This is a genomic window from Mycoplasmopsis sturni DSM 22021 (assembly GCF_000701485.1).
In the GTDB taxonomy this organism is placed as follows: domain Bacteria; phylum Bacillota_I; class Bacilli_A; order Mycoplasmatales; family Metamycoplasmataceae; genus Mycoplasmopsis; species Mycoplasmopsis sturni.
In genome coordinates, this window is the sequence record NZ_JNIZ01000003.1 from 112,918 (window position 1) to 136,002 (window position 23,085).

10 protein-coding genes are annotated in these 23,085 nt (G+C 27.6%); 5 read left to right on the forward strand and 5 right to left on the reverse strand.

The genetic code is table 4. The features are described 5' to 3' along the window. The first annotated feature begins 24 nt into the window (after window positions 1–24). Both Q349_RS00610 and recU read left to right on the forward strand, forming a co-directional pair. Window positions 25–444, forward strand: a complete 420-nt coding sequence (locus tag Q349_RS00610) for a Dps family protein (RefSeq protein WP_036463779.1) — start codon at window positions 25–27, stop codon at window positions 442–444. 52 nt (window positions 445–496) lie between these two features. Further along, entirely contained in the window at window positions 497–979 is a 483-nt protein-coding gene (gene recU, locus Q349_RS00615) for a Holliday junction resolvase RecU (RefSeq protein WP_036463781.1), read from the forward strand. Here recU and Q349_RS00620 read toward each other — a convergent pair. Then, on the reverse strand, window positions 976–1,275 hold the full coding sequence (locus Q349_RS00620; RefSeq protein WP_036463784.1) for an HU family DNA-binding protein: 300 nt from the start codon (window positions 1,273–1,275) through the stop codon (window positions 976–978). The two genes, recU and Q349_RS00620, sit on opposite strands and share 4 nt — an antisense overlap. Before the next feature lie 251 nt (window positions 1,276–1,526). Here Q349_RS00620 and Q349_RS00625 point away from each other — a divergent pair, with 251 nt between their 5' ends. Both Q349_RS00625 and Q349_RS00630 read left to right on the forward strand, forming a co-directional pair. After that, complete coding sequence (locus tag Q349_RS00625) at window positions 1,527–3,830, forward strand: hypothetical protein (protein ID WP_036463785.1); 2,304 nt, start codon at window positions 1,527–1,529, stop codon at window positions 3,828–3,830. 140 nt (window positions 3,831–3,970) lie between these two features. Beyond that, window positions 3,971–4,594 carry a hypothetical protein gene (locus tag Q349_RS00630; RefSeq protein WP_036463787.1) on the forward strand — a complete coding sequence of 208 codons (624 nt, stop codon included), beginning with the start codon at window positions 3,971–3,973 and terminating at the stop codon, window positions 4,592–4,594. Between the two features lie 106 nt (window positions 4,595–4,700). On the opposite strand, the gene Q349_RS00635 is transcribed toward Q349_RS00630, so the two are convergent. Beyond that, window positions 4,701–5,123, reverse strand: coding sequence for a hypothetical protein (locus Q349_RS00635; protein ID WP_036463789.1), 423 nt, complete (start codon window positions 5,121–5,123; stop codon window positions 4,701–4,703). A gap of 167 nt (window positions 5,124–5,290) precedes the next feature. Here Q349_RS00635 and Q349_RS00640 point away from each other — a divergent pair, with 167 nt between their 5' ends. Next, a complete protein-coding gene (locus Q349_RS00640) occupies window positions 5,291–5,611 on the forward strand; it encodes a hypothetical protein (RefSeq protein ID WP_036463792.1) in 321 nt (106 codons plus the stop codon). Between the two features lie 19 nt (window positions 5,612–5,630). On the opposite strand, the gene Q349_RS00645 is transcribed toward Q349_RS00640, so the two are convergent. From Q349_RS00645 to Q349_RS00655, 3 genes are read right to left on the reverse strand one after another with little or no spacing between them, the layout of a single operon-like run. Further along, entirely contained in the window at window positions 5,631–5,816 is a 186-nt protein-coding gene (locus tag Q349_RS00645) for a hypothetical protein (protein ID WP_036463794.1), read from the reverse strand. Continuing rightward, window positions 5,816–14,425 (reverse strand): coiled-coil domain-containing protein, encoded by an 8,610-nt coding sequence (locus Q349_RS00650; RefSeq protein ID WP_036463797.1) that lies wholly within the window; start codon window positions 14,423–14,425, stop codon window positions 5,816–5,818. Before Q349_RS00650 ends, Q349_RS00645 begins: the two co-directional genes overlap by 1 nt. 15 nt (window positions 14,426–14,440) lie before the next feature. Beyond that, complete coding sequence (locus tag Q349_RS00655; RefSeq protein WP_169734563.1) at window positions 14,441–22,888, reverse strand: rhoptry family protein; 8,448 nt, start codon at window positions 22,886–22,888, stop codon at window positions 14,441–14,443. Window positions 22,889–23,085 lie beyond the last annotated feature (197 nt).

The window sequence follows — 23,085 nt, forward strand, 5'->3', positions numbered from 1 at the left end:
ATTAATTTAAATTAAGGAGCGATAATGAATTTAAAAGAACTAAAAATTTTTCAAGCATCATTAATGGTGTTGCAAATAAAAATTAAAAACTATCACTGAAATATTCAAGGCAAAAACTTTTTCGAAGACCACGAACAATTAGATGATTTTTATGAAGAAACCGTTGAACAAGGTGATACTTTTGCTGAAAAAATTGTAATGTTTGATCAAGTTGCATTAGGAAGTTTTGCTGAAGCTTTACCTCTTTCTTTTGTAAAAGAAGTCATGGGAAAACGCTATACATCAGATGTGATCTATAAAGACTTAATTAGCGATCTTGAAAAAATTCTTGATTTTGTTGAGAAAATGAACGGTAATATGGATTTTAGAGTTCAGCCCATAATTGACGAACTTGTACTTTATGCTCACAAGTGAGTATGAAAATTCAAAAAATCAGTAGCTTAGTTGCTGATTTTTTTTGTGCACTTTTTTTATATTTTCTTATAACTTATATGAAATGCAGAAAAATAAAGGAATGTTATTAGAAAATATCATTAATCGCAGTATTGAATTCATGTGAATCAACCACATTGCATATATCGAAAAGAAACATTTACCAATAAAATTTAGCAAAATAGTGCTCCAAAATCACAAATTAAATTTTGAAAATGCTATAGTGCTTTCAAAAAGTACTGTAGATTATATAGGGTGTTACAATGGGTCTTTTATTGCTTTTGAAGCTAAAACATGTGATTCTGAATTATTTAGTCTGAGTAATCTGAAGGAACATCAATTTGAATATTTAGAAAATATATCAAACAATGGAGGAGAAGCTTTTGTGATTTTCTTTTTTAGTGCTAAAAAAGAATTTTATAAACTTGATATTAAAAAAATTATGGCAATTTGACAAAAACAAAAATCTATTTCATATTGATGGATAAAAGAAAATTCTAAAGCTTTAACTTTAGAATTTCCGGGGTTGTTAAATATATGCAATTAGTTGAAGTCAATTAAATCACGAAGATATTTTGAAGGTTTATATTTAATTACACGTCTTTGTGGAATATCAATAGTTTTTCCTTCACCACCTTCTGAATCTTTAGCAAATTTGTTTACAATTTTTCTTGAACGCTTAATGGCTGTTGAGAAAATTCCAAGTTGAGAAAGTTGGATTTTGTCTTCGGTAATAAGTTGTTCTTTCAAAATAAATACCATTGCGTCAAAAACTTTATCTACTTCTTTTGGAGAAACTTCAATTTTTTCAGCAACAGCTGCGATAAATTCTTTTTTTGTCATATCTTCTCCTAGTACTATTTAAGTATATGTTAATATAAAAAATTATAGACTTTTTTATAATATAAAAAAATAAATTTTATAAAAATCGCAATAATAAGAAATTTTAAACCCCTAAAAATTCACTAAAATATGGAAAAAGAGAAAAATGATTTTTGTTAAAATCAATTAACCAATAAATTAGTAAGCAAAAAGGATTGAATTAAGGTAAAATTATAAAATACAAATATTATTTGGAGAATGTAATTTAAACTATGAAAATAAGAAATAAATTTAAATTATTAACTTTATTAAGCGTTGCAGCACCTACACTTGCTGTTGTTTCTGCAGCTTGCTCTAAAGAAGATAAAAAAGAATCTGAACAAGAAATAAAAAGCTCTGCTTCTGTAGAAGCAAGCGTAAAACAAACAGTATCTGAAGGTGAAATTAAAGAAAAAGCAGAAGAACAACCTACAGAAGAAAATCAAAATACAGAACAAAGCAAAAGCTTAAACTTAATTAAAGAACAACTTGAAAAATTGAGTTTATATAGTCATTTATATGACAAAAAAGCTTATGAAGATTATTTTGATAAATTAGCAAAAAATCAAAGCGAATTTACTGATAAATCTTATGCAGAAGATCAATTTACAAAAGATCTTGAAAAATATAAAGCCTTTTATTTAAAAATTGCAGATCTTAATCAATGAATGCAAGAAAAAAGCGAAGAAGAAGTTATTGCAGAAATTGACAAACACAAAAGTGAAGATGGAAGCATCTTTACAACACTTGATGGAGAATTGAGTCTTACAGATCTTTCAATTAAAGAATTTGAAAACAAATTAGCATCTTCATATTCAAATATAATTCAAGAAAAATTTGATGCTGAACACCCAAACAAAGAAGAAAATTCTAATGGTGATAGTTCTAAAGATCAAACATCTGAAGAAAATTCTAATCAAGACTCTTCACAAAATGTTGATGAAACAAATGGTCAAACCGATGTTCAACAGCCAGAAGAAGATAGCAATACTACAGCTGGTGAAAGAAACAAAAATCAATGATTAAAGAAATTTAACGACTTATTAGCAAAAGTTAACAAAGCTAAAGAAAAAGCTGTAGATAGTTGAAAAGGAGTTTTTGATTACACAATAAAATCAATCCAATCGCAAATAAAGAATATTCAAAGTAATGATTCTAAATTATTTGAAAATCCAGAGTATAGAAAAAATGAATTACAATCAAGTTATAATAATCTAGAAAATCAAGCGAAAAGCTACGCATCAGGCGCAGGTCTAGATTGAGATAATTTAGACGCAAAAACAGAATTTGAAAAATTAATAGAAAAATTGCAATCAAATATTGATGACTTATCTAAAAAAGTTGAAAGTGTATTAAATTCTCAAGTAGCAAAAGTTGTTAACCAAGACATTGAAGGATTAAAAGAAGCGAAGAAAGAATGAGAAACAAGAGTTAAAAATGGAGAAAGTCAAGGACAACTTGCTGGATATCTAAAAAGTTACTTAGATGAAAAAGGAGCTTATTACAATACTTATCACAGCTCATTAAATGAAATTAGCAAATATAATAAAGAAAGAGAAGAAAGAGCAAAAACAATCGCTGAAAATACAAAAACATTTAATGATTTAATTACTCCTGAAACTTTCTCATGAATGAACCGTGAAGTTAACATGCAAGCTTTTGATTCTATTGTTGGAACATTAGAGTTTTCTGGGTTTGGCGATTATTTCCTTAAATCAGAAAGTAATTTAGCTTATAGCGACATTTATAATGATGAAGTTAAAAATGTAATTGAAAAATATATTGAAAAATTCTCAAAAGAACTTAAAGAGGGGCGTGGAGAATTAGATAATCCAAGTACCGTAGAAATTGATCCTAGCGATTTAGAAATATTTAAAAAACTTGTAAAAATTGCAGATAACTATACAAAATTCCAAATCGACAGATACAATAAAATTAGAGAAAAACTTCATGTTCCTGCACTTGAAAATATAACATCTCAATTAACTGAAGACCAAAGAGCAAATCTTGTTTTACAAGGAATTTTAGGTTATACACGTGGGCTTTTTATTAAGGACAAAACACAAAGAAATGACGGAAAAACTTTATCAATAGGTCACGGATTAAATAAAGCTACTCAAGATACACTTGCAAAAATAAATAAAGCATATACAGATAATTACTATGGATCATACAACAATCCAGTATATACTAGTGAAAAGACCGGATTAACAAATGATTTCTTATCAACTTTATTCTTTAGATTAATTTTAGGTGAAAGAAAAGCATACGATCAAGATTTATCATCAAGAGGAGATAAATTCACTGTTGATGGATGAGGACACTTAGCTGGTACAATGGACAATCACGTATATGGATTCTATGGAGTTCCTATCGCTATTAGTTTAGGAATTGGTACATCAGTTAACGATAGTAGAACTCAGTGAAGATTATCTATTTCTGATATGTTAATTCTTCCAAAAGATGGTTCATTACAACACGCAACAGAAAAAGAAGGTGAAGCTTCAGCTGCTGCTGAAAAAGCAGAAGAAAAATAGTCTAAACTAAAATTCAAAATAAAAAAGATTGTAAATTCCTTTACAGTCTTTTTTTGTGCTTTTTTTGATATAAAAATTTAATATAATTCAAAAAATTTAAGTGCAAGTAGCTTTTTATAAAATTATTTAAAAGGAGAATTATGAAAAAAATATATAAATGATTTTCAATTTTTGCAATGACTACACCAATAATATTTGCTTTTTCTGCAGGTTTACCTAAAACCAGTTTATCAAAACTTAATAACGAAAATGAAAACACAACAAATGCTTCTGAAGAAGAAATAGATATAACAAAAACAAAAGAATCTCTTACAGAACAATTAAATAACTTACCCCTATATTCACCTCTTTATCGCAAGGATACTTATGATCAGTTTTTTGAAAATTTAGGAAAACAACAAGCACAATATATTTCCGAGAAAGTTACTGAAGAAGAATTTAAAAATCAAGTTCAAATTCTTAAAGAATTTTATAGAAGAGTTTTTGAGTTACACCTTATTTTACAAACAAATAACAAAATTGAACTTGAACAAAAACTTAAAGAATTAAGAGATACAAAAAACACAATCCTTATACAAATTAATGGGGATTATAAAATTTCAACATCAAAAATTAAATCAATTAATTTAGCTTTAGTTCAATGATATGCTTCAGGAGTAGAAGAAGCATATAAAGCTACTAACCATGAAGAAGAACAAAATCAACTAAGCGACCAAACCGAAGATAACCAAGATCAAGCAACTACAGAAGATTCTGCCCAATAATTATAGAATACGCTTTGCTATTTCTAGCTAATAAAAAAATATAAGAAACAAAACAAAAAACACACTACATGGTGTGTTTTTTAATAAAAGGAATTTAATTATTTTTCTACAAAAGGGTAACAAAATAATCTAGTTTTTTGTAACTTGTCGTTCTTAATCTACCAGTAGCACTTAATAAAATAATAATTAAATATTGTAAAGAAGATAAAGCAATAATAAAAAAGGTTCACATACTATTATTCATTTGATCAAAAAGACCTAAAGCTAAGGCATGTAAAATAATATTAACAAAACCACTTAAAACAACTAATCTAAAGTTAGTTCAAAGATAAGGGTTTGTTTTTTTAAGAGATAAAACTCCTAAAAGCGAAATTGCAAAGCCCACTCATAAAAATGGAAAATCCATCAAAATCATGTATGTTTTTGTATTATTAGAAATTCCTAATGAACCTAAAAAAAGAACAATAGCTAAAATTGAGCATATCAATACCCAAAAATGGTATTTAGTAATATAACTATTTGGTTTCATATTATTCCTTAGATTTATTTTTAAATAAAAACTAGTAACTAATCTTTATTGTCGTTTTTATTTTAGCATTTTTTTAATACTTTTATACTTATTAATAAATATAAATGACAAGCAATAAATAATTTCTTCAATAAAAGAACTATAAGCAGAAGTTATATAATATTTATATGAAACAACTTCAAACAAAAACCTCAAAAGAATTAGATTTATCTTTTGATTTTGAAATTTTAAATTTTGAAAACAGAGAATTTGATATTATCATCCATAAATTACTTAGAAATTTAGAATATTCACCGAAATTCTTTGAATGATTTATGGAAGATTTAATTTATTTTTTAGAACAAAATGGTTATCAAAAACGTTGAGACATAGGAACCATTTATCTCAGTGGTGTTGAAAACCTGAAATTATCTGAGGCAAATAAAAAAGAATTTATTTCATTTCTTGAGAATTTTGTAACTAATTTTGACATTAAAATTAAAAACTAGGCTAAGCCTAGTTTTTTTCTTATCATATATTTAAAATACCATGGGTTCTAGCAGCATAAGATAATAGCTTCCCATCTTGGGTTGTATTATTGTAAATTGCAAAATCAGCAATATAAGCAATAGCAACACAAAGTATAACAAGGAAGATAATTGATATAACAATTAAAGTGATTTTAAAGGCTAATTTTCTTTTATTAAAATTCATTATTTATTATCCTTTCTTGTTTTAAATCAGAACTGGTCAATTGCTGATGCATATAAAACATTAAATGCCGATGCTTTTACAATTTTTCTAGGTGTATATCCTGTTGTGCCTGTTTCATTTTCGTTGCTGCTAAAGACATTAGTAGCTACAGTACCTTTAAATGTTGTTTTTGGATCAGAAAAGTTTCTTCTTCTAATAACTGATTGACCACCGTTAATTGGTCAAACAGGAGATAAAGCATTTCTCGAACTAGACATAAGTAGGTTTCCTACTCCTTCTAATGGCCCAAAGATACCATTATGTAAAGCACTTAAAGCAGAAATATAAGCTCCAATTTCATCTAAAGTCACAACATAATTTTCTCTATCTAAGTTTGCTTTTAACTCTGTTAAAGTTTGCTTAATCTTTGTTTTATTTCTAATTGCTCTATTTTTTAATAAAGTATCAATTTGTCTCTTGACACTTGCTTTATCTCTAAGAATTAAAACAATATTGTCAATTCATGAATTATATAAGTAAAGATCTGATTTCTTCTCGCCATTTTCTGAAACTGAATTATCAAAGTAGAAATTAAATTTGTATAAATTAATATTTGCTAAATTTTTAATTGGATCTGCGGTTGCAAAATTGTCAAATGGGAAAATACCATATTGAACAGAACCAGCATTAGCATACATTTGTTTTTCGTATCATTGAGGAGTTTGAGCCGCTTTACTACTATATGTACCATTTGTAGGATTTCCAGTGGTCAATCCAGGGTCAATTTGTAAAATTCAAACCTCAAGTGTTCTATCGTCAAATAAGATTCTAAATCTTTCAAACTGTTTTTGTACCGATAAGAAAACATTATAAGTAAAGGCCACCGCTTCTTGATTTAGAATATTAATAGCAACATCAGAAAGTTTTGTTTCCGGTGTAATTTCGGCTGTTCATCTTGTTCCATCAAAAAATACGTGTTCCGGTGGAGAATCTATATATTCTTGTTTTGGTGTAATAATTCCATACGGATTAAGTTCAGCATTAATACCTTCTTCAAATTGAAAAATAGCAGACCTAAATGCATTATAAGCTTTTTTGGCAACTTTAAGCTCAATTTCACGATCATTATAATTAAAGTTTCAACCGGCTTCTTTGGTATCAAATACTTTAACTTTGGCATCAAAACCAACTTTATCTCCATTAAAGAAGATATCTGAACTACCGCTACGAAGTTGAATTCTATCAATAGTTTTGAAAGTTAAATAAACATCTCTTTCTATTTCTATAGGAGGGAGTTTTTCTGTATTTGAATCATAAGTATAAACAAGTTTTGCCTTTAATGATTTTCTATCTAAATCTAAGTCAGTTTCATTAACTTGTTCAAATCAACCATTTTCGTTTCATTTTTTAATATGAACATGGAATTTAATTGGAGAAAAAATCGAAGCTTCACCACCATTGCCTTGAATTGGTAAATCCTTATTTGTAAAGGCAAATTGTTTAAACATTGATAGTAGCTCATAATTTTTTGTAATATCAAGTTTGTTGTTTTGCCCCAAATTAGCTTGTGTAATAATTTCATTAAATTTGCTTTCGAATTTTTCTTTAGTAATGCTATCTTCAGCAGTAATAACTTGATGTTTCTTTTCAAAAGGTGCCGCTGATGTTTTATTTCCTTTTGGTAAAGGATTTTGAAGATTTGGATTACTATCTATTTGTTTAAATAATAAAAGTTGTCTAGAAGTATCTTTAAGTCAGTTGTTATATTCACTTACCTTTTGAATAATACTTTGAAGTGAGTCAAAAATATTTGTACTTTGGCCAGTTCAAGTTGAAGCGTCAACATTTTGCCCATTTTTAGTTGATTCAGGAATGCTATTAATTGTATTTTGATATCCTGTAATAAATGAATTATATTGTTCTTTTATTTCACTAGTTAAAGGATTCTCGGTACTAAATTTGATATTAGCATATAAATCCTCAAAAATATCTTCAAGTAAATTGGTTGCCACAAGATTTTGTATGGTTGTTTTAACCATATTTTTATAAAGATCAAATGCATTATTTAAACCATTTAATTGAAGGGCAAATTGAGATAATGCCGAAGAATTTTGGTTATCTCCCAGTTGAGAATAACTATTTTTGAGTGCTTGGTAAATTTGAGAAAAGTTAGTATAAGCTTGCTCAAGAGCGTTAATACCTTGTGTTTCGTAATAAGTTTTATTTGTATTTTTAACATTTTGATTAAATTGATCAAGAGTAGAAGCGACTTTAACATAGAAACCTTGATGATTTTCTTCTTCAGACATTTTTGCTTTAAATTGGTCTTTAATGTAATTTGTAAACTCTTCAATTTTTGTTTCAACAGGAACTTTTAAAGCTTGAATTGCAGGGGCTAAAACTCTTGAATAATTAATTCTATCGGTATAATTTGCGCTAAGAACAGAGTCAATTGCATTCTTAATTTCTAAGATTTTCTGGTATTGTGTTTCGGTTACATTAGAACCAGCACGAGCATCTAATTGTTTTGGAGAAAAATCAACAATATAATCACTAATTGCTAAATCTGCATCTTTAGCTTTATCAAATACATAAGTATAAAGTCTATTAACTTGCAAAGCAGATGTTTCTTTAGAAGCTGAAATAGCATTATTAGCCTGACTATAAGTAATATTTTCAATATCATTGTTGAGCTCTTCTAATTTATTGATTGCATTTTGTTCGAAGTTAGCTACAATGATTGGGTTTGGATCTGTATTTTGAGGGTTAAAAGTAGCTTGATTTTCTTCAATATATCTCTTAAGCGCTTTTGAATAATCCAATTGCGATGCTAATTGTTGTTTTTTAGCTTGGAAAACATTATCGATTGCATTTCTTAAGTTTTTAATAGCATTAGCTTTGTCTAATTCACTATTTGGAATTGCCTTAAGAACATTGGTAGCTTGTTCAAGAACAGCTTGCAGCTCATTAAATTTAGTTGTTACATTGTCATTATCAATAACTGAACTTTGTTGGGTTTTGTATGTTTCTGCTTCATCAATAGCCATTTTCAATTGAACTGATGAATTTAAGACAAATTGAATTAAAGTTCTATTTTGAGAATAATCTGTTTGTAAATTATCATATGGTTGGAAATATTTATTGTAAAGAGCATCAGCAGAAATAGAATCATCACCATACTCTTGGTCAAATTGACTAAGTAAAGCTCTAATAGGTGCTTTTTCTTCATTATCCAAAGTATTATCATTATCAATATTGGCTTTGACTTGTTCACGGAAGAAAATTAATCTTAAACGATTAAAAGTATTGGTAATATCTTGGTAAATTTTTTCGATAGTATCGCTACTATTTAATTTGATTTTTTCAATATTAAGAAAATATTCCTTAGCTTTGGTTGTTAAATCTTTTGCATCTTCTGTGGCCTTCACTATAGAAGCATCGCTACTGTGAATTCGATCAATAAGTTGCTCTAAATCATAAACTTTTAAAGCTAAATTTTCAAGCGATTCATATTTATCCATCACTATAGACACTTCTTTTCTCACGATATTAAGTTCACCTGTTTCATTAGGCGAATCAGTTAAAGTTTGAGCACTATTATTTTTATTATTTAATGTTTCTAATAACGTTTTTAAATCACGCTTGAAAACTCTATATTGAACATCATGATAAAGATCTAACTTATTAATAATCTGGTTAATTCTTGCTTTTGTTTCTTTACGATAGTTAAATAATTTTGTAATTTCTTCTCTTTTTTGCTTCATTTCGTTAACAAGCTCATTACCAGTTTGATTTCAATTACTAAAATTAAGATTAGCAAGGTCACTCACTTGATAAATATGACCAGAAGTCTTACCTAAGCTTGATTGTGGATTTGAAGCAGCAGTAGGAACTGAATCTCACAATATTTTTACTAAAGCAACAACATCAACATTATTATCACCAACCCCTTCTTTTCGAAGTTCTTCAATAGCTTTGCTAATTTTAATTTGTTCGCCAACAATACCGGTTACTGCTTTGTTTTGGTCTTGAGTTTTTATTTGACCAACTAATTTTAATTTTTCTTGAAGTAATCTTAGTTTTTCTACTGAATCTTGTGAGTTTTCATCTAAATCTGAAGCAATTAAAAATGAATTAATAAAACTTAATAATTCGCTTTTTTTGTTGTTTCCATCTACCCCTTGATAAGTGTAAAATTGCAATTCTGATGAATTAATATGCTCTTTTAGTAAGTTTGCATTAATAGAAAGGTCATTAGAAATATCAACAAGTTCATATAAACGCTTGGTTTTATCTAATTCATTAGCAAGCGCATTACTTGACATAGTTAAATAATTAACACCATTATTGTTAATCACCGATCTGAGTAATCCACTATATTTCTTAGTAGCATCTGAAGCATCTGAAGCTATTTCACTAAGTAAATCAGTAGATAAAGCATCATAATATCCAAGCTCAACTATATTGTGTACATTAGCTTGAATTTTGTTAATTTCTTGATTCACTTCCACAAGTTGCGACTTACTTACAGCACTACTTGCTGTTTCAAGTCATTTTGAATATTGGCTTTGCAATCTTTGGTTAAGATTAGAAGAAACTTTAGATTTAGCACTAATAGCATTATCAAATGATAATTTAATGTCATTATTAATTCGATCAACAATAGTATCTCTAAGTTCTTGCAAGCTTACTTGTTCTTGATAAACATCAAATAGAGAATCCCTTAATTGAACCAAGTTAGAATAATCGTTATCAGAAACAGGTTGACTTTCTTCTAGTGCATTAGAAAGTGCATAAATATTGTTAGCATATAAATTTTTTGAATTTTCATCTCTTTCTCAACGTTGTAAAGCATTTGCTGAATCTTTTTGCAATCTTAATAACGAATTTTCTTGAGAAACTAATTCTTCTAAATGATTAACATCAGCATCATTTAAATTTGCATCTTTTAATTTTAACTTTAGATTATTAATAAATGCTTGAGTTCATGCTTTAACTTTGTTGTGATATTCGCTTGAGCCAAAAGTTTCGCTTTCAATTGTTTCTCGAATTTCTTCTAAATGATTAAATACTAAATCTTTCTTAAAGGCTAATCTTAGTTTACCAACTTGTTCTTGAGTCCCTTTATAAGAAATAGCATCTTCAATTCCAAAATTAACTCAATTACTTTCTTCTTTTTCTTTATGATAGGTTTCTTTAGCTTTTTCAAAATAATTAGTAAAAACATAATTTGGTTTATTTTTTCTAATATTTTGAATTTCAAGCTCGAGCGCATTAATTTCTTTATCTACAGAAGCAAGAGCTTCATTCATTTCCTCTAAAATAACCTTTTTTTGCTCTTCAAAATCTCTTACTCTTAAAGCAAGGTTGTCTTTTAAAGTAATAATTTGATCAAAGCTTAAATCATCATTATAAAGGTTAGGCGTAGCTGCTTCTTCAACTTTAGTGATATTTGCATTTAAATTTTTGTAAATCTTATAGTTTTCTTGATTTTTTAAAACTGACTTAAGAAGGTTGAGCGTATCTAAATATTGTTTTTTTGCTTGGGCAATATTAATTGCAGCTTTTAATTTATCAATTTTATCGTTAACTTCATCAATTGTATTATTGTAATTTATATTATTGTTTGAAAGTAATGTACTTAAATAATCAGCAATACTTTTATCGTTTTCATTATTAAAGCGATCAAATAAATTGAATAATTGTGTAATGGTTTGAGCTTGAATTTCTTGTCTTTCAAGTAAATCACCTAATTGGGTAAGATTTGCAATATTAACATCGCTTTGCTTTACAGCTACATATTGATTTAATCTTTGTAAATCAGAATTGTAGTTAGTTTTAGCGGCTACACCTTCAGAATTATCTTGAGATGTTTGTTGAATTTGTGAATTAATGTAAATTACACGATCTTTTTGATAAGATAATTCAATTTCTTTTCCACGAGATAATAAAATGTTTTTCTCAGAATTATAAGCATATTCATTTGGTAAATTTAAAGGGTTATTTAAATTATCAATTAATTCTTTTGCTACTTTAATTTCATTATTTGCATTAGATATAGACTCATCGGTGTTGGCAAGACTATATTTTTGATCAGTATGATTTTTAATAACTTCTTCAAGAGCACGAATTTGCACCTCTAAACTATAAACAGAAGATACAACTGAAGTGTAGCTATCTATTTTGTTAGCAAGTGTATTGATTTCATCCTCATCAAGAACGGTTTGATTAGCAATATCTTTGAGCTTGTGATATTGATCCCAAAGATTTTGAGACCCTTGAGTATTATTAGCTTGATAATTTGATTCAATTTCATTTTTAAGCTTATTAAGTTTTTCATCTAATAGTGCATGCGCATTTTGTCTTCTTAAAGCATCAGCAGCATTTTTAATCTTTTCTTTGGCTGCTTGAATTTCTTCACTTGTCGCATAAGGATTAGCATATAAAATATTAGCTTCTCCAATTGCATCATCAAGTGCGTCACTATATTGTTTTAATTCATTGATAAATGGACTATTTTTGATCTTATTATTAAGTTTTGTAGCCTCATCAATTTCTTTATCTAATTCAGCAAACTCAGGAGCTGTATTAATTAAATTACCTAATTGATTAGTAATTTCTGAAATTTCTTTTTGCGCATCCTTGCCTGCGGTACCATTATTAATTTGGTTTCTCAATTCATCTAATTGTTTATTTAAATTTTTATACAAATCAACACGATTTTGTTGTCCAATAGTAAGCGGAGCGTCTTCTTCACTAGAATGCGGATTTGCAAAAACAGTATCTAAAAAGGATTTGGCAAAACTTGATTGTTTTTCTGCTTGTGACTGTTCGTATGCTTGAATTGAATTTAAAATGTATTGATTATAAAGTTTAATTGTCTCAACTAAATCAGTAGTTGGAATTGGGTTAAATTTTTTAATTTTGGGTTGAGAATCTTCGTTTAATTTTTTTAGTCTTGTAATGGTTTCGTTATTGTTTGAATCAGTTACAAGCTCTTCTAATTTATTAATAAATGCTTGAGATCTAATAATTAAGTTACTTAAAATACTTTTTAGTGCATTTCTTAATTGTTCATTAATTTGGTATCTAATACCACTTAAATAAGCCGGTGAAAGATCTTTTTGTACATAAGCGGTTTCAACTAAAGTAACTAAAGTACTTAATTTAGTCTTGGCTGCTTGGCTTGTAAATTGTAGTGAGTTAATCGTTTTTACTTGTGATTTTATAAGTTCTAGTTCTCTGTTATAAACAACCAAAGCTTTAATTTCTTCTGAAATAAGGTCGCTTTGTTTTGAAACATTATTAAGAAGTTCTTGAATGTTATTTGATCTTGAAATTGCTTGCTCTAAATCATTTTTGAAAATAACCATTTGTACTTGATCAATTAGTTTTTTATCAAATGCATCATTTAAATAACCAAGAGAATCTTTAAATTTTTTATTTGTATACTTAAGAGAATAATATTGACTAAATAAATTTTTCTTAGCCTCAATAAGTTCATTTTTAGAATTAATTTGAACGTCTTTATTAATCTCTTTAATTAATTCTTGTTTGTATTTACTAAACTCATCAGCAAATTCATTAACATAGTTTTTTAAATCTCCAATAACGTTTTTAATCTCCAAAAGAGATTTATTACTATCAGTTAATTCTTGGAAGGTTGTAATGGTTAAATTTTTTAATAATTCAATATCATTAATATTTTGAATTTCTTCTTGAGCTTTGTTGAATTGCTTTTGAAAACTTAGAATGTGATCTTTTTGAGCTTTTGATGTGGTGGGATTACCAAATAATTCTTGGATTTTTGCATAATATTCCATCATTTCATTAACAGAAAGCGAAACTTGATCTCATTGTTGAGCAAAAGCATCATAAAAATCATTTAGCTTATTATTTTGAATATCTAAATCATTTTCTCGCATATTGGTTTCAATAGCTTTAGTAAGTGTTACTTGAGCTTGCTCAAGAGTTTTTGAGGTTAATCCTGGAATATTTTTATCAATTAAGTTAGTTTGTTTTTTCTCTGCATTTTCAATATAAGGTTTGAAAATTTCATTTTGATGATTCACTAATTTTTCAATTTTAGTCCCTAGTTGACCTAAAAATTCTTGTTGCAAAGTAGATTCTTGTGTTGATAAGTCTTTAATAAAAGACTCTAAATTAGTATTAGGAATTTCTGTAAGTTCTTCTTGAATATCATTGTCTCTAATTCTTTCTACTTGATTTGCTAAAATTTTCTTTCAAAAATATTGCCCGTTGTCCTGATTTTTAAAATCAGCTTTATCTAAATTTTGAACATAAAAGTTCATAATTGCTGATTGCGCAGAATCAAGCTTAGCTAATTTATCTGAAAGCGAACTATCTCCATTATTTCACTCATCTTTTGCTTGCTTAATAATTTGTTGCACTTCTTGATTGCTTTTTGGATTAGTACTAAAGTAAGGAGAATAAAGTTTAAATAGTAATTCACCTTGAACTAGGTTTTCATATGCTGTTTTTGCAGGCTTAGTCTCATCTACGTGGTAGGTTAAAAGCGCAGCAGTTAACCCTCCAATAGCTGGAGCTAAAATTGCAGTTGAAATAGCTGCTGATTTAAATAAAATTTTTTTCTTCTGATTGCCATCCATAAATTTCTCCTTATCTTAGTGAAGCTTGAAGTCAATATCAAACTTACCATTTTCTCCGATTGCATTATAAAATTCTGAACTTCCAATTGAATGGGTAAATTGTTCATAGGTAACTGTGTCGTCTCTTGATCAAGTATTAGCTAATTCATCTCAAGAAGCAAAAACAAAATCTCTTATGCTAATTCTACTTAAAGCATGAGTGGCTAATTCTTCAATATTAGATGAATAATGTCCTTCTGTAGGCTTAATTAATCAAGCTTCTGTTAACTTAGGATCATATCAAGTGGTGATATTATTTAAAGCCTCGGTAGCATTTTCATCAAACCTTGATAGCATTTTTCAATCCAGAATAAGAACAGCTTGTTGATTATCTTTTTCAACAGGTATAGCAATAACTAAAGGTAAAATTAGAACCACTTTGTTAGCGTCATTAGCTTCAGTATATAAATAAGTGTGTTGTCTGTATTCTTGTAATTTAGCTTGTCCAATTGTTGAATAAAGATATTTATCATTTCCTTCAACATTTTGATAAGCAAATCCTGAACTTCCGGCTAAGTTTGGAGTTAAGGTTTTTCAATAAATTTTATCTCCCACTTGAGTTCAACCATCAAGAGCTTGGCTTAATTTGACTTTAACACGAAACTCTGGCTTACTTGTAGTTGCTGTACCTTGGTCTACATCATCAATATTTTTTGTAACATCTTCAGTAAAGTAACTTAAAGAATTATTTTTCATAACAACTGTTGAGTATTTTACAAATGAACCCATTAAATTAATAGGTGCCTGGAAGTTGTTTCAACCAGCATCTTCGGTGGTAAATAATGTTTGATTAATTGTATTGGTATCTTGAATATGAGATTTGCTAATTGTGTATCTTTCTCTTGTTCTAAAGTTAATTACAACAGAAGGGAATTGAATCCCAAAGCTTTCAACAGCACTAAATGAATTGTTTTCTAGCGTAATTGAGCTAGGTTTTTTGTATTCAAAATATAAATTAATTGTTCCTGTTTTAATTGATGGATCTGTAGTTAAAGCTAAATTTACATATGTTTGATCACTTATTTGTTTATATGCATAAACATTAATATTATCTAAATTAAATGTTTGTGAATCATCGCCAAAAAGAACATTAAATTGTTCAAATAAATTAGCAAAAGCTTGCGAATCTGTAAAAGCACCATTTAATTTTTTAGCTTTATAGGTATTCCCATTTATTGTTAAATCTTCTTCATTATTTAATGTTGTATCGAGTGCTTTTTTGAAATTTTCTCCAGAAGTTGTATTTTTTGGATTAATTTTGGCGTAATTAATTGTATTATTTGAAGTTTTTCTTAAGTACTCAAAGAATAAATCTGTATTACTTGATTCATCAAATCATGTTCAAAGTCTTTCAAAAGTCACAAATGCCCTTGATAAGTTACTATTAATATCAAAAACTGAAGATGTATTTTCGTTTAAAGATTGAGCACTTGTGTTTGCTGAATTTGCAATTTTTGATATTTTTTCATATTCTTTTTTAGCTAATTCAAATTGACCATTACCATTTGGGCCTGATAAAAGAGAGATAAATGAATCAATATTTTTACGTCCTACAAAATCACTTTCTCCATTTAAGAATTTATCAAGAATATATTTTAGATTGTTTTGATCTGTAGAATTTTGACCAAAAACTAAAGAATCAATATTTATTGAGGTTTGAGCTAAAGCCTTAATAAAATCAGAGTATTGAGTAAAGTATCTTTGTCTTTCGGCATTTTGGCTCTCTTGAACTGAGTTTGTATAATCTATTGATTCGTTAGGTGCTTGAGAAATTTCTTTTGTAGCTAGTGCTTGTGCACTATTTTTGTAGTCACTAATTTTTTGTTCAACAGAAGCTTTTTGTTGAATTTTTTCTAATACTTTTACAATATTAACTTCTTCACTTGATTGATCAAATTGTTGCGTAAATCTTTGATATTGGTTTTTATCTACTAATATTTTTGGCACAGAAATATTTTGAATATTGGTATTAAATAATCTATTTGCAACTGCTGATTGCGTTGAAATTTCCTCAAGAATAGTTCTAATATTTTTTTGCGTATCATTAATGATGTTTTGGGCTTTTGTTTTAAATTCTTCAAAAGTTGAATAGTCTTTCATTTGCTCAACATTTTGTTTTGCATTATAAGCCGGTGTTTCAGTTGCTTGATTTGGTGAAATCATTGCTTTTTCAAATAAAGTTAAAATGCTATCATCAAGTCCTGCTGCTCTAAGTAAAATACTTTGACTAATTGTTTCATTTCCATCTTTAAAGAAGTTATAGTAAGGTTCAAATTTTGCCTTACTTGATTTATATTGATTTACTTCTCATTGAAGTAGCTTAGATGCTTGCTCAAGATATTTATCTTCGGCAGCTTTAATTTTTGTATTTGCTTCTTTAATAGATTCAGGGTCGCTTACTTTTAATCTCTTAAAAGGTTCAAGAGCAACTTGAGAATAATCTTCTAGTCTTGGAGTTGTTTGACCTTGAGAATAATGAATAATCATAAATTTATCTAGTGCTAAGTCCAATAAATAGCGATCTGAAATTTCACTATTTTTTGTATTAAGTATTGAATCTATGATTCCACTAAAGCCATCGAAAATTTCTTTAGATAAGTTTATCTTAGTTTTTTCATTGTGTTGAAGATTTGCAAGGGCCGCATTAGCTTCATTAACTTTTGTCTGTAATTGTTCATAAAGAGCATTCATTTGAGGTGTTTCGTAATTTGAATTATCACCTTTTGCTTGGTTAAATGATTCTAAATAAGAATTAGCTAAATAGACTTTTTGCTGAAGTGCAAGCGAATTATTTAATGCTGTTGTTACAGAGTTATCACTTGAACCTTCAACAAAGATACTTTTTAACTGATTGTATTCATTAATGTTTTCGCGGCTAGGATCTCTTTCCAGCGTTTCAAAGATTGAATCTAAAATAGCAATGAGCGGAGCTTTAGCTTCTTCTGTTAAATATTTATCTGCATTTGGTTGAGTTGTAATTTCGTTAATTTCGTTTGTTTTGGTTGCTACAGCTTCAGCAAGATCAAATCTACCAATAAAAGCTCTTAGTCTTGAAATTGCATTATCAAGTGTAGTGGTATTTTGCTCTTTAAAATAATATTCTTCGTCTTGAGAAATTTCTGAATTTAATAATTCAATTGATTTTTGTGTATTTTTATTATTTTTAATTGCATCTGGTTTTGAAGAAATATTTTGAATTTTTTCTTTTCCTTCAGAGATTAAATTAGCAATATTTTGGTATCTCTCAAATAATGAATCCATATTTTGTGCACTAGTAATAACTTCTTCTATTTGTTGTTCACTAGTTGCTACTTTAATTCTATTAGCTAAATCATTATAAAAAATATCACCTTTTTGAACTAAAATATCATATTTTGGATCTATTTCATTTTGATTTTGCTCACTTACTAAACGTTTATATTCGGCACTTTTAATTCCAGTGTCTTGTTTAAGTAAAACATCAAGTTGAGCTTTTCTTTGTTCATAAAATAACTGGGCTCTTCTAACATTTTCTTCTAATCTTGGCTCTATTTGTTCTTTAATGTTACTTAAGGTAGATTCTGCATTAGGTACTGATTCTAAAATAAAGTCAGCAACTCTAATAGCATCTAATTCAAAACCATAATTTGATTTTTGTTGTTGATCTTTTGTATTTCAACTAAATTCAGCATAAGAATAATCCGATTTAATTGAATTGTAAATTTCAATTTTGGCTTTTTGAAGTGCAATTAAAGAATTTAACCCAGGTAACATTGCCTTCACAAGCAATAAGTTAGCTCTTTCGCCGCTATTGATTTTGTCTTTTAAATTATCAAAAAGTTGATTAAATTGTGATTTTGCTTCTTCAGGAGTTAATAAATTATTGTTAGAACCATCATTTTGATTTTTTGAACCCTGAGGATAATTAATAGCTTCAAAAAGATTTTTTGTTTCATTAAAAGAACTTAAAACATTACTAATGAACCCATAAAGATCAATTAAATCTTCAATTTCCCTTATTTTGGCACTTATTTCAGTTAAAGTTAAATTAAGATAATTAGGCTTTGTGGCTTCATAAATATTTTTAATTTTTTCAAGAATTTTGTTTTGTCCATCTATTTTATTTGCTTCTTGATTTTTTTCTTGATAAAAATCTTCAGCTTTTTTAATAGCTTTTGCTAGTTCAATAATTTCATTTTGCACAAACTTAACTTGGTTTAAATCTTGCTCAATTGGAACTAATTGAGTCTTTTCGGTTACTTCTTGTGTTTTTTGCGCAAATTGATCTAATTTTGCATCAATGAGAGATTTAATTGATTTATCAATATCATCTCTAGAATCAACTAAATTATCAATAAGTTTTTTGTAATCATTAATTTCATTTGCTAAAAGATCTTTAGCTCTTTTAAGGGAAATATTATTAAGGAATTCAGCATAAAGATTTCTGGTGTTTTGATCAATATCATTTTTTGTAGCGTTATTACCATTAGTTGGAATATATTGTTTTAGTGCATTTACAATATTTTCATATTGTTGCGAAGAAACAGCATCTTCACCTTGATCTTTTTCATTTCTAATTTTAATAAGTTCATTAATAATATATGTTTGTCTATCAATAAGCGAAACTACAGAATTTAGTTTGGAAATATTGCTTCTAACAATAGAATTTTGGCTTGGATCAACAATTCCTTGTAAATCTTGATCATTACCTACTGTAGCAACTTTAATTGCTTCTATTAGGTTATTAAGTTTGCTTTGTAAAATTTCAGTAATATTTTCTTCTGAAGAACCTTCTTGGGTTGAAGTATATCTAAAGTCAGGAAGATTTTGAATTTTTTCAGAGACTGAATTAAAAGTATCTAAAAAGTCATCTTTACTTGATGCAAGAGAAATTTCAGGAATTAAATTAAGTAAATCACTAGCAAGTGTTGTGAATTTTTCTCCAGGAGTTTTAGTAACCAATTTGTCAAATTTATCAAAAACTAATTGGCGGAATTTTGTTGAAAGACCTTGTTGATTATTTTGTTGTTTAGATGCTTCAAAAGAATCTTTATATGACTGAATTCTAGCTTTTGCCTCATTAAAATCATTTTCAATTTTTTGTTTCTCAATTTTTGCACGATTATAAAAATTCTTAATTTGGTCTTTTAAAAATCCAAGTGCAGATCTTGAGCTATTAAAGTTAGAAATGACTTCTTCAAAACTAGCTATTTGCTGATCAAAGTTTCTAATTGCTTCATCAAAGTAAAGATACTCACGATCAGTTTGGCTATATAGTTGTTTTAATGTAGCGATCTCCGATTCATTTTCCATTCTTAAACTTACTTTTTGAATTTCAGTATTAATGGTTGAAATTTTAATATTAATTTGCGAATTATTATCAGATGCATCAATTAAATTGCTACTAATATTTTCTGATTTATCTCCAATAATTGCCTTTTCAAGATTTTTATAGCTTGCTGGATTTGCAGATTCATTAATAGTTAAAAGTTTCTCCGCTGCTTCACGAAGTTTTGATGCAAGAGGAATATATCTACGAATTTTATTTTCTAATTCGTTAATTTCGTTTTGTGTTTGTTCGTATTTTTGAGGATCTTTTGGATTTTCTGATTGAACTTGATTAGCTTTATCATATAAAAATTGTGTTGATTCAAGCGATGAATCAATTGAGTCATTAATATTTTTATATGGTTTTTCGCTAGCTTTATTTGTAATTTTAAAGTTCTTAATTTGAGCTTCTGTTGACTTAAGCAACGCAATAGAAATACCTAAATTTAAATCTGCTTTTTGATTTTTAACCTTGATTAATTCATTTTGATATTCTGCTTTTGAAGTAATATTTAGCGAATTATTAATATTTGCTAAAAAATCAGTAGCATTTTTATTGACTTCTTGTGATTGCACAAATAAATCATTAGGGCGAAATTCACCATAATTAGCATCTTTAGTATTTTGGATTAATTCTTTAAGCTCTTTATTGGCAACTTCTAATTCACGCGAAATTTCAACAATATCAAAAATGTTACGCATTTTTTCTCTTGCTAGATCACGTTCTTCTTTTGAATTTTCAGGATTTGAAACAATGTTTTTTAAAGTTTCTAGATCTTCTGTTAATTTTATTTTTGTTGGTGAAGGTTTACCATCTACAACATCTGAACCAAAAACTTCATTAACTTTTTTAATAGCACGATCATATTCAAAACCGGCTTGGTAATTAGCTTTAGCTTTGTAAAAATCATCAACATTTTTATTTACACTATCTATTAATGTTTCAAGTTCGTCGCCCATTTCTGGATTTTCTAGTGCTTTTTGAGCATCATTTTGATTTTGCTTGATTTTATTAATATAGTTCTCAAGAGCCACTCTTTCATCTAGGTCTTCTGTTGAATCTAAAGCTTCTTGCGCTTTTTGAAGTGCTTCTTCTAGGCGTTTAAATTTATCAGCATTGTCTGATATTTTTTCCATTTTTTGGCTAATTTCTTTTAAAAGTTTTTCTTTATCCTCAAAGCTAAGATTTGGGTTTAAAGAAATAATATTAGCTTCTTTTTGTAAGCTTTCTATAGAACGTTGCAAGGCAGACCCGGCATGAGAATTAGAGGTTGATTCTTTTGAACCAAAAGCTTGGTAAATTTTATTAAGTGAATTTTCAGCAACAACAAGAACATCTGCAAAAGCATCATTAATGTTAGCTTCTTTAAATTCTTCTAAATAAAGCGGAATTAAATACTGCAATTCTAATCTGGTTGCAGTTGAATTATCGGCAATAAGAATTGCTGCCTTTTCATTAATTTGTTCAAGAGTATTTCTTGTTTTTTCAGAAAGATCTAAAGTGTTATTATTAAGCAATATTTTTGCTTTTTTATACAAATTAGCTAATTCTTTTTTATTAAGCTTTCTTAAATTATTTAATTGATTAGCAAAAACCTTGTTTAAAGTTTCTGGTTCTTGATTTGTTTTTAAAGATTCATCTATGTTATTAAGAAGTTCTCTTAAGTTACTTAAAATACTTTGATCTCCACGATTAATAGCATCGTTAATTTGCTCTCTTAAATTATTGAGTCCATTTTTAAAAACTTGAACAAGAATCCCTGAATCAATAGCACGATTTCTAATGGTTTGGATCTTTTCTAAGTAATTAATAATAGATAAATTTTGATCATCTAATGATCTTAATTCTTCATTTAATTGATTCGCATGCTCAAGAGTTAAGTGTCCAAGTCTTTTTTGGTTATTAATTTCTTCAATTGTAAGATTATAGAATTTCGAAATGGTATCAATTGATGATAATAAATTTTGAGCATCAATTTTTTTATTAATAAGATCATTAATGTAATTTTGATCAAGATTTTTTTCTATGTTTGAGGTTTGCTTATTAACAAAACCTAAAATAGGTTTTGGTTTTGCTTTGGTTTGAATTTGAGTCAATAAAGTTTTAATATCAAAGATAAGAGAATCGCTAGTTTTGTTATTATCTGCCAACAAAGTAATTTCGTTATTGAGCAGCGAATTAAGATAATCAAGTTCTTCTTGCTTTGATGGCGCAAGGGTATCTGTATCTTGTTGAGCAATATTAAAATAATTTTGAATTCGATCAAAAGCAAATTGTTTTTGATCGCTTGAAAGTTGAGAAGATTCAATAGCTCTACGAACTCTAACAAAATTATCTGCTATTGCAGCAATTTGATAATTAATCTCAGATTGCTTTTTAGAAAGAAGATCTAAAACATTAGTTAACTGTTCCTGGTAAGTTAATAAGTTATCTTTTGAATATATTGGTTCTTCTAAAAGATTAAGAACCTGCAATACCATACTTAAAGCTGTGCTTTTTTGTTCTGGCAAACTAAAAGTTGATTCATTACGCAAGATTTTTTCGTGCAATGTTCACACTTTAGCTTCAAGTTCAAAATTAAGTTGCTTTTGGTTCTTCAATAAATTATCAATATCTTGATATAACTTTTCAAGTATAGTTTCTTTATTACTTAAATCATTATTAATTTGATTTTTATTATCACTTAAAATTTGATCTTTTTGAGTTTGTCAATCTTGAATCTTAACAAGAGAAGCAAATTGATTTGCTTTCTGTTTAAAATCTTCAATAGTTTTTGCCATTGATGCTTGAGCAGCAAAATAATCTCGTTTTAAATCATTTCTAACATCAATCATTTTAACGACACTAGAATTTTCATTATTCAACAATTGAGTTGCATATTGAGATTGCTGGGCTAATTTTTTCAAAAATAAATCATTTTGATTATTTTGTGAATTTAAAAAATCAATTACTTCGGTATTTAATTGTTTAAGTTCTTCAAAAAAATAATTTTGTTTTTGATCAGGTTTGTAATTGCTATGCAAACCGATTAATGTGGCAACAGAAGCTAGAGCCGAGATCCCTAGACCTGTTGAAGTTAAAATTAAAACTGTTTTTAAATTAGTTTTTTTCTTCATTTTCATAAATTTCTCCAAAATAGAGTGCTTTATTTTAATTTAAATTTAAAGATCAAAATATTTTATATTTTAAAAATTTAAAAAGAAAAACACTAAATTTTGTCTTTGAACCAAAAATTAAAATTGATATTTTTAAATATTTATAAATATAATTTATATTAAAACTTCAATAAAATGTAAATTAAATAATATATATT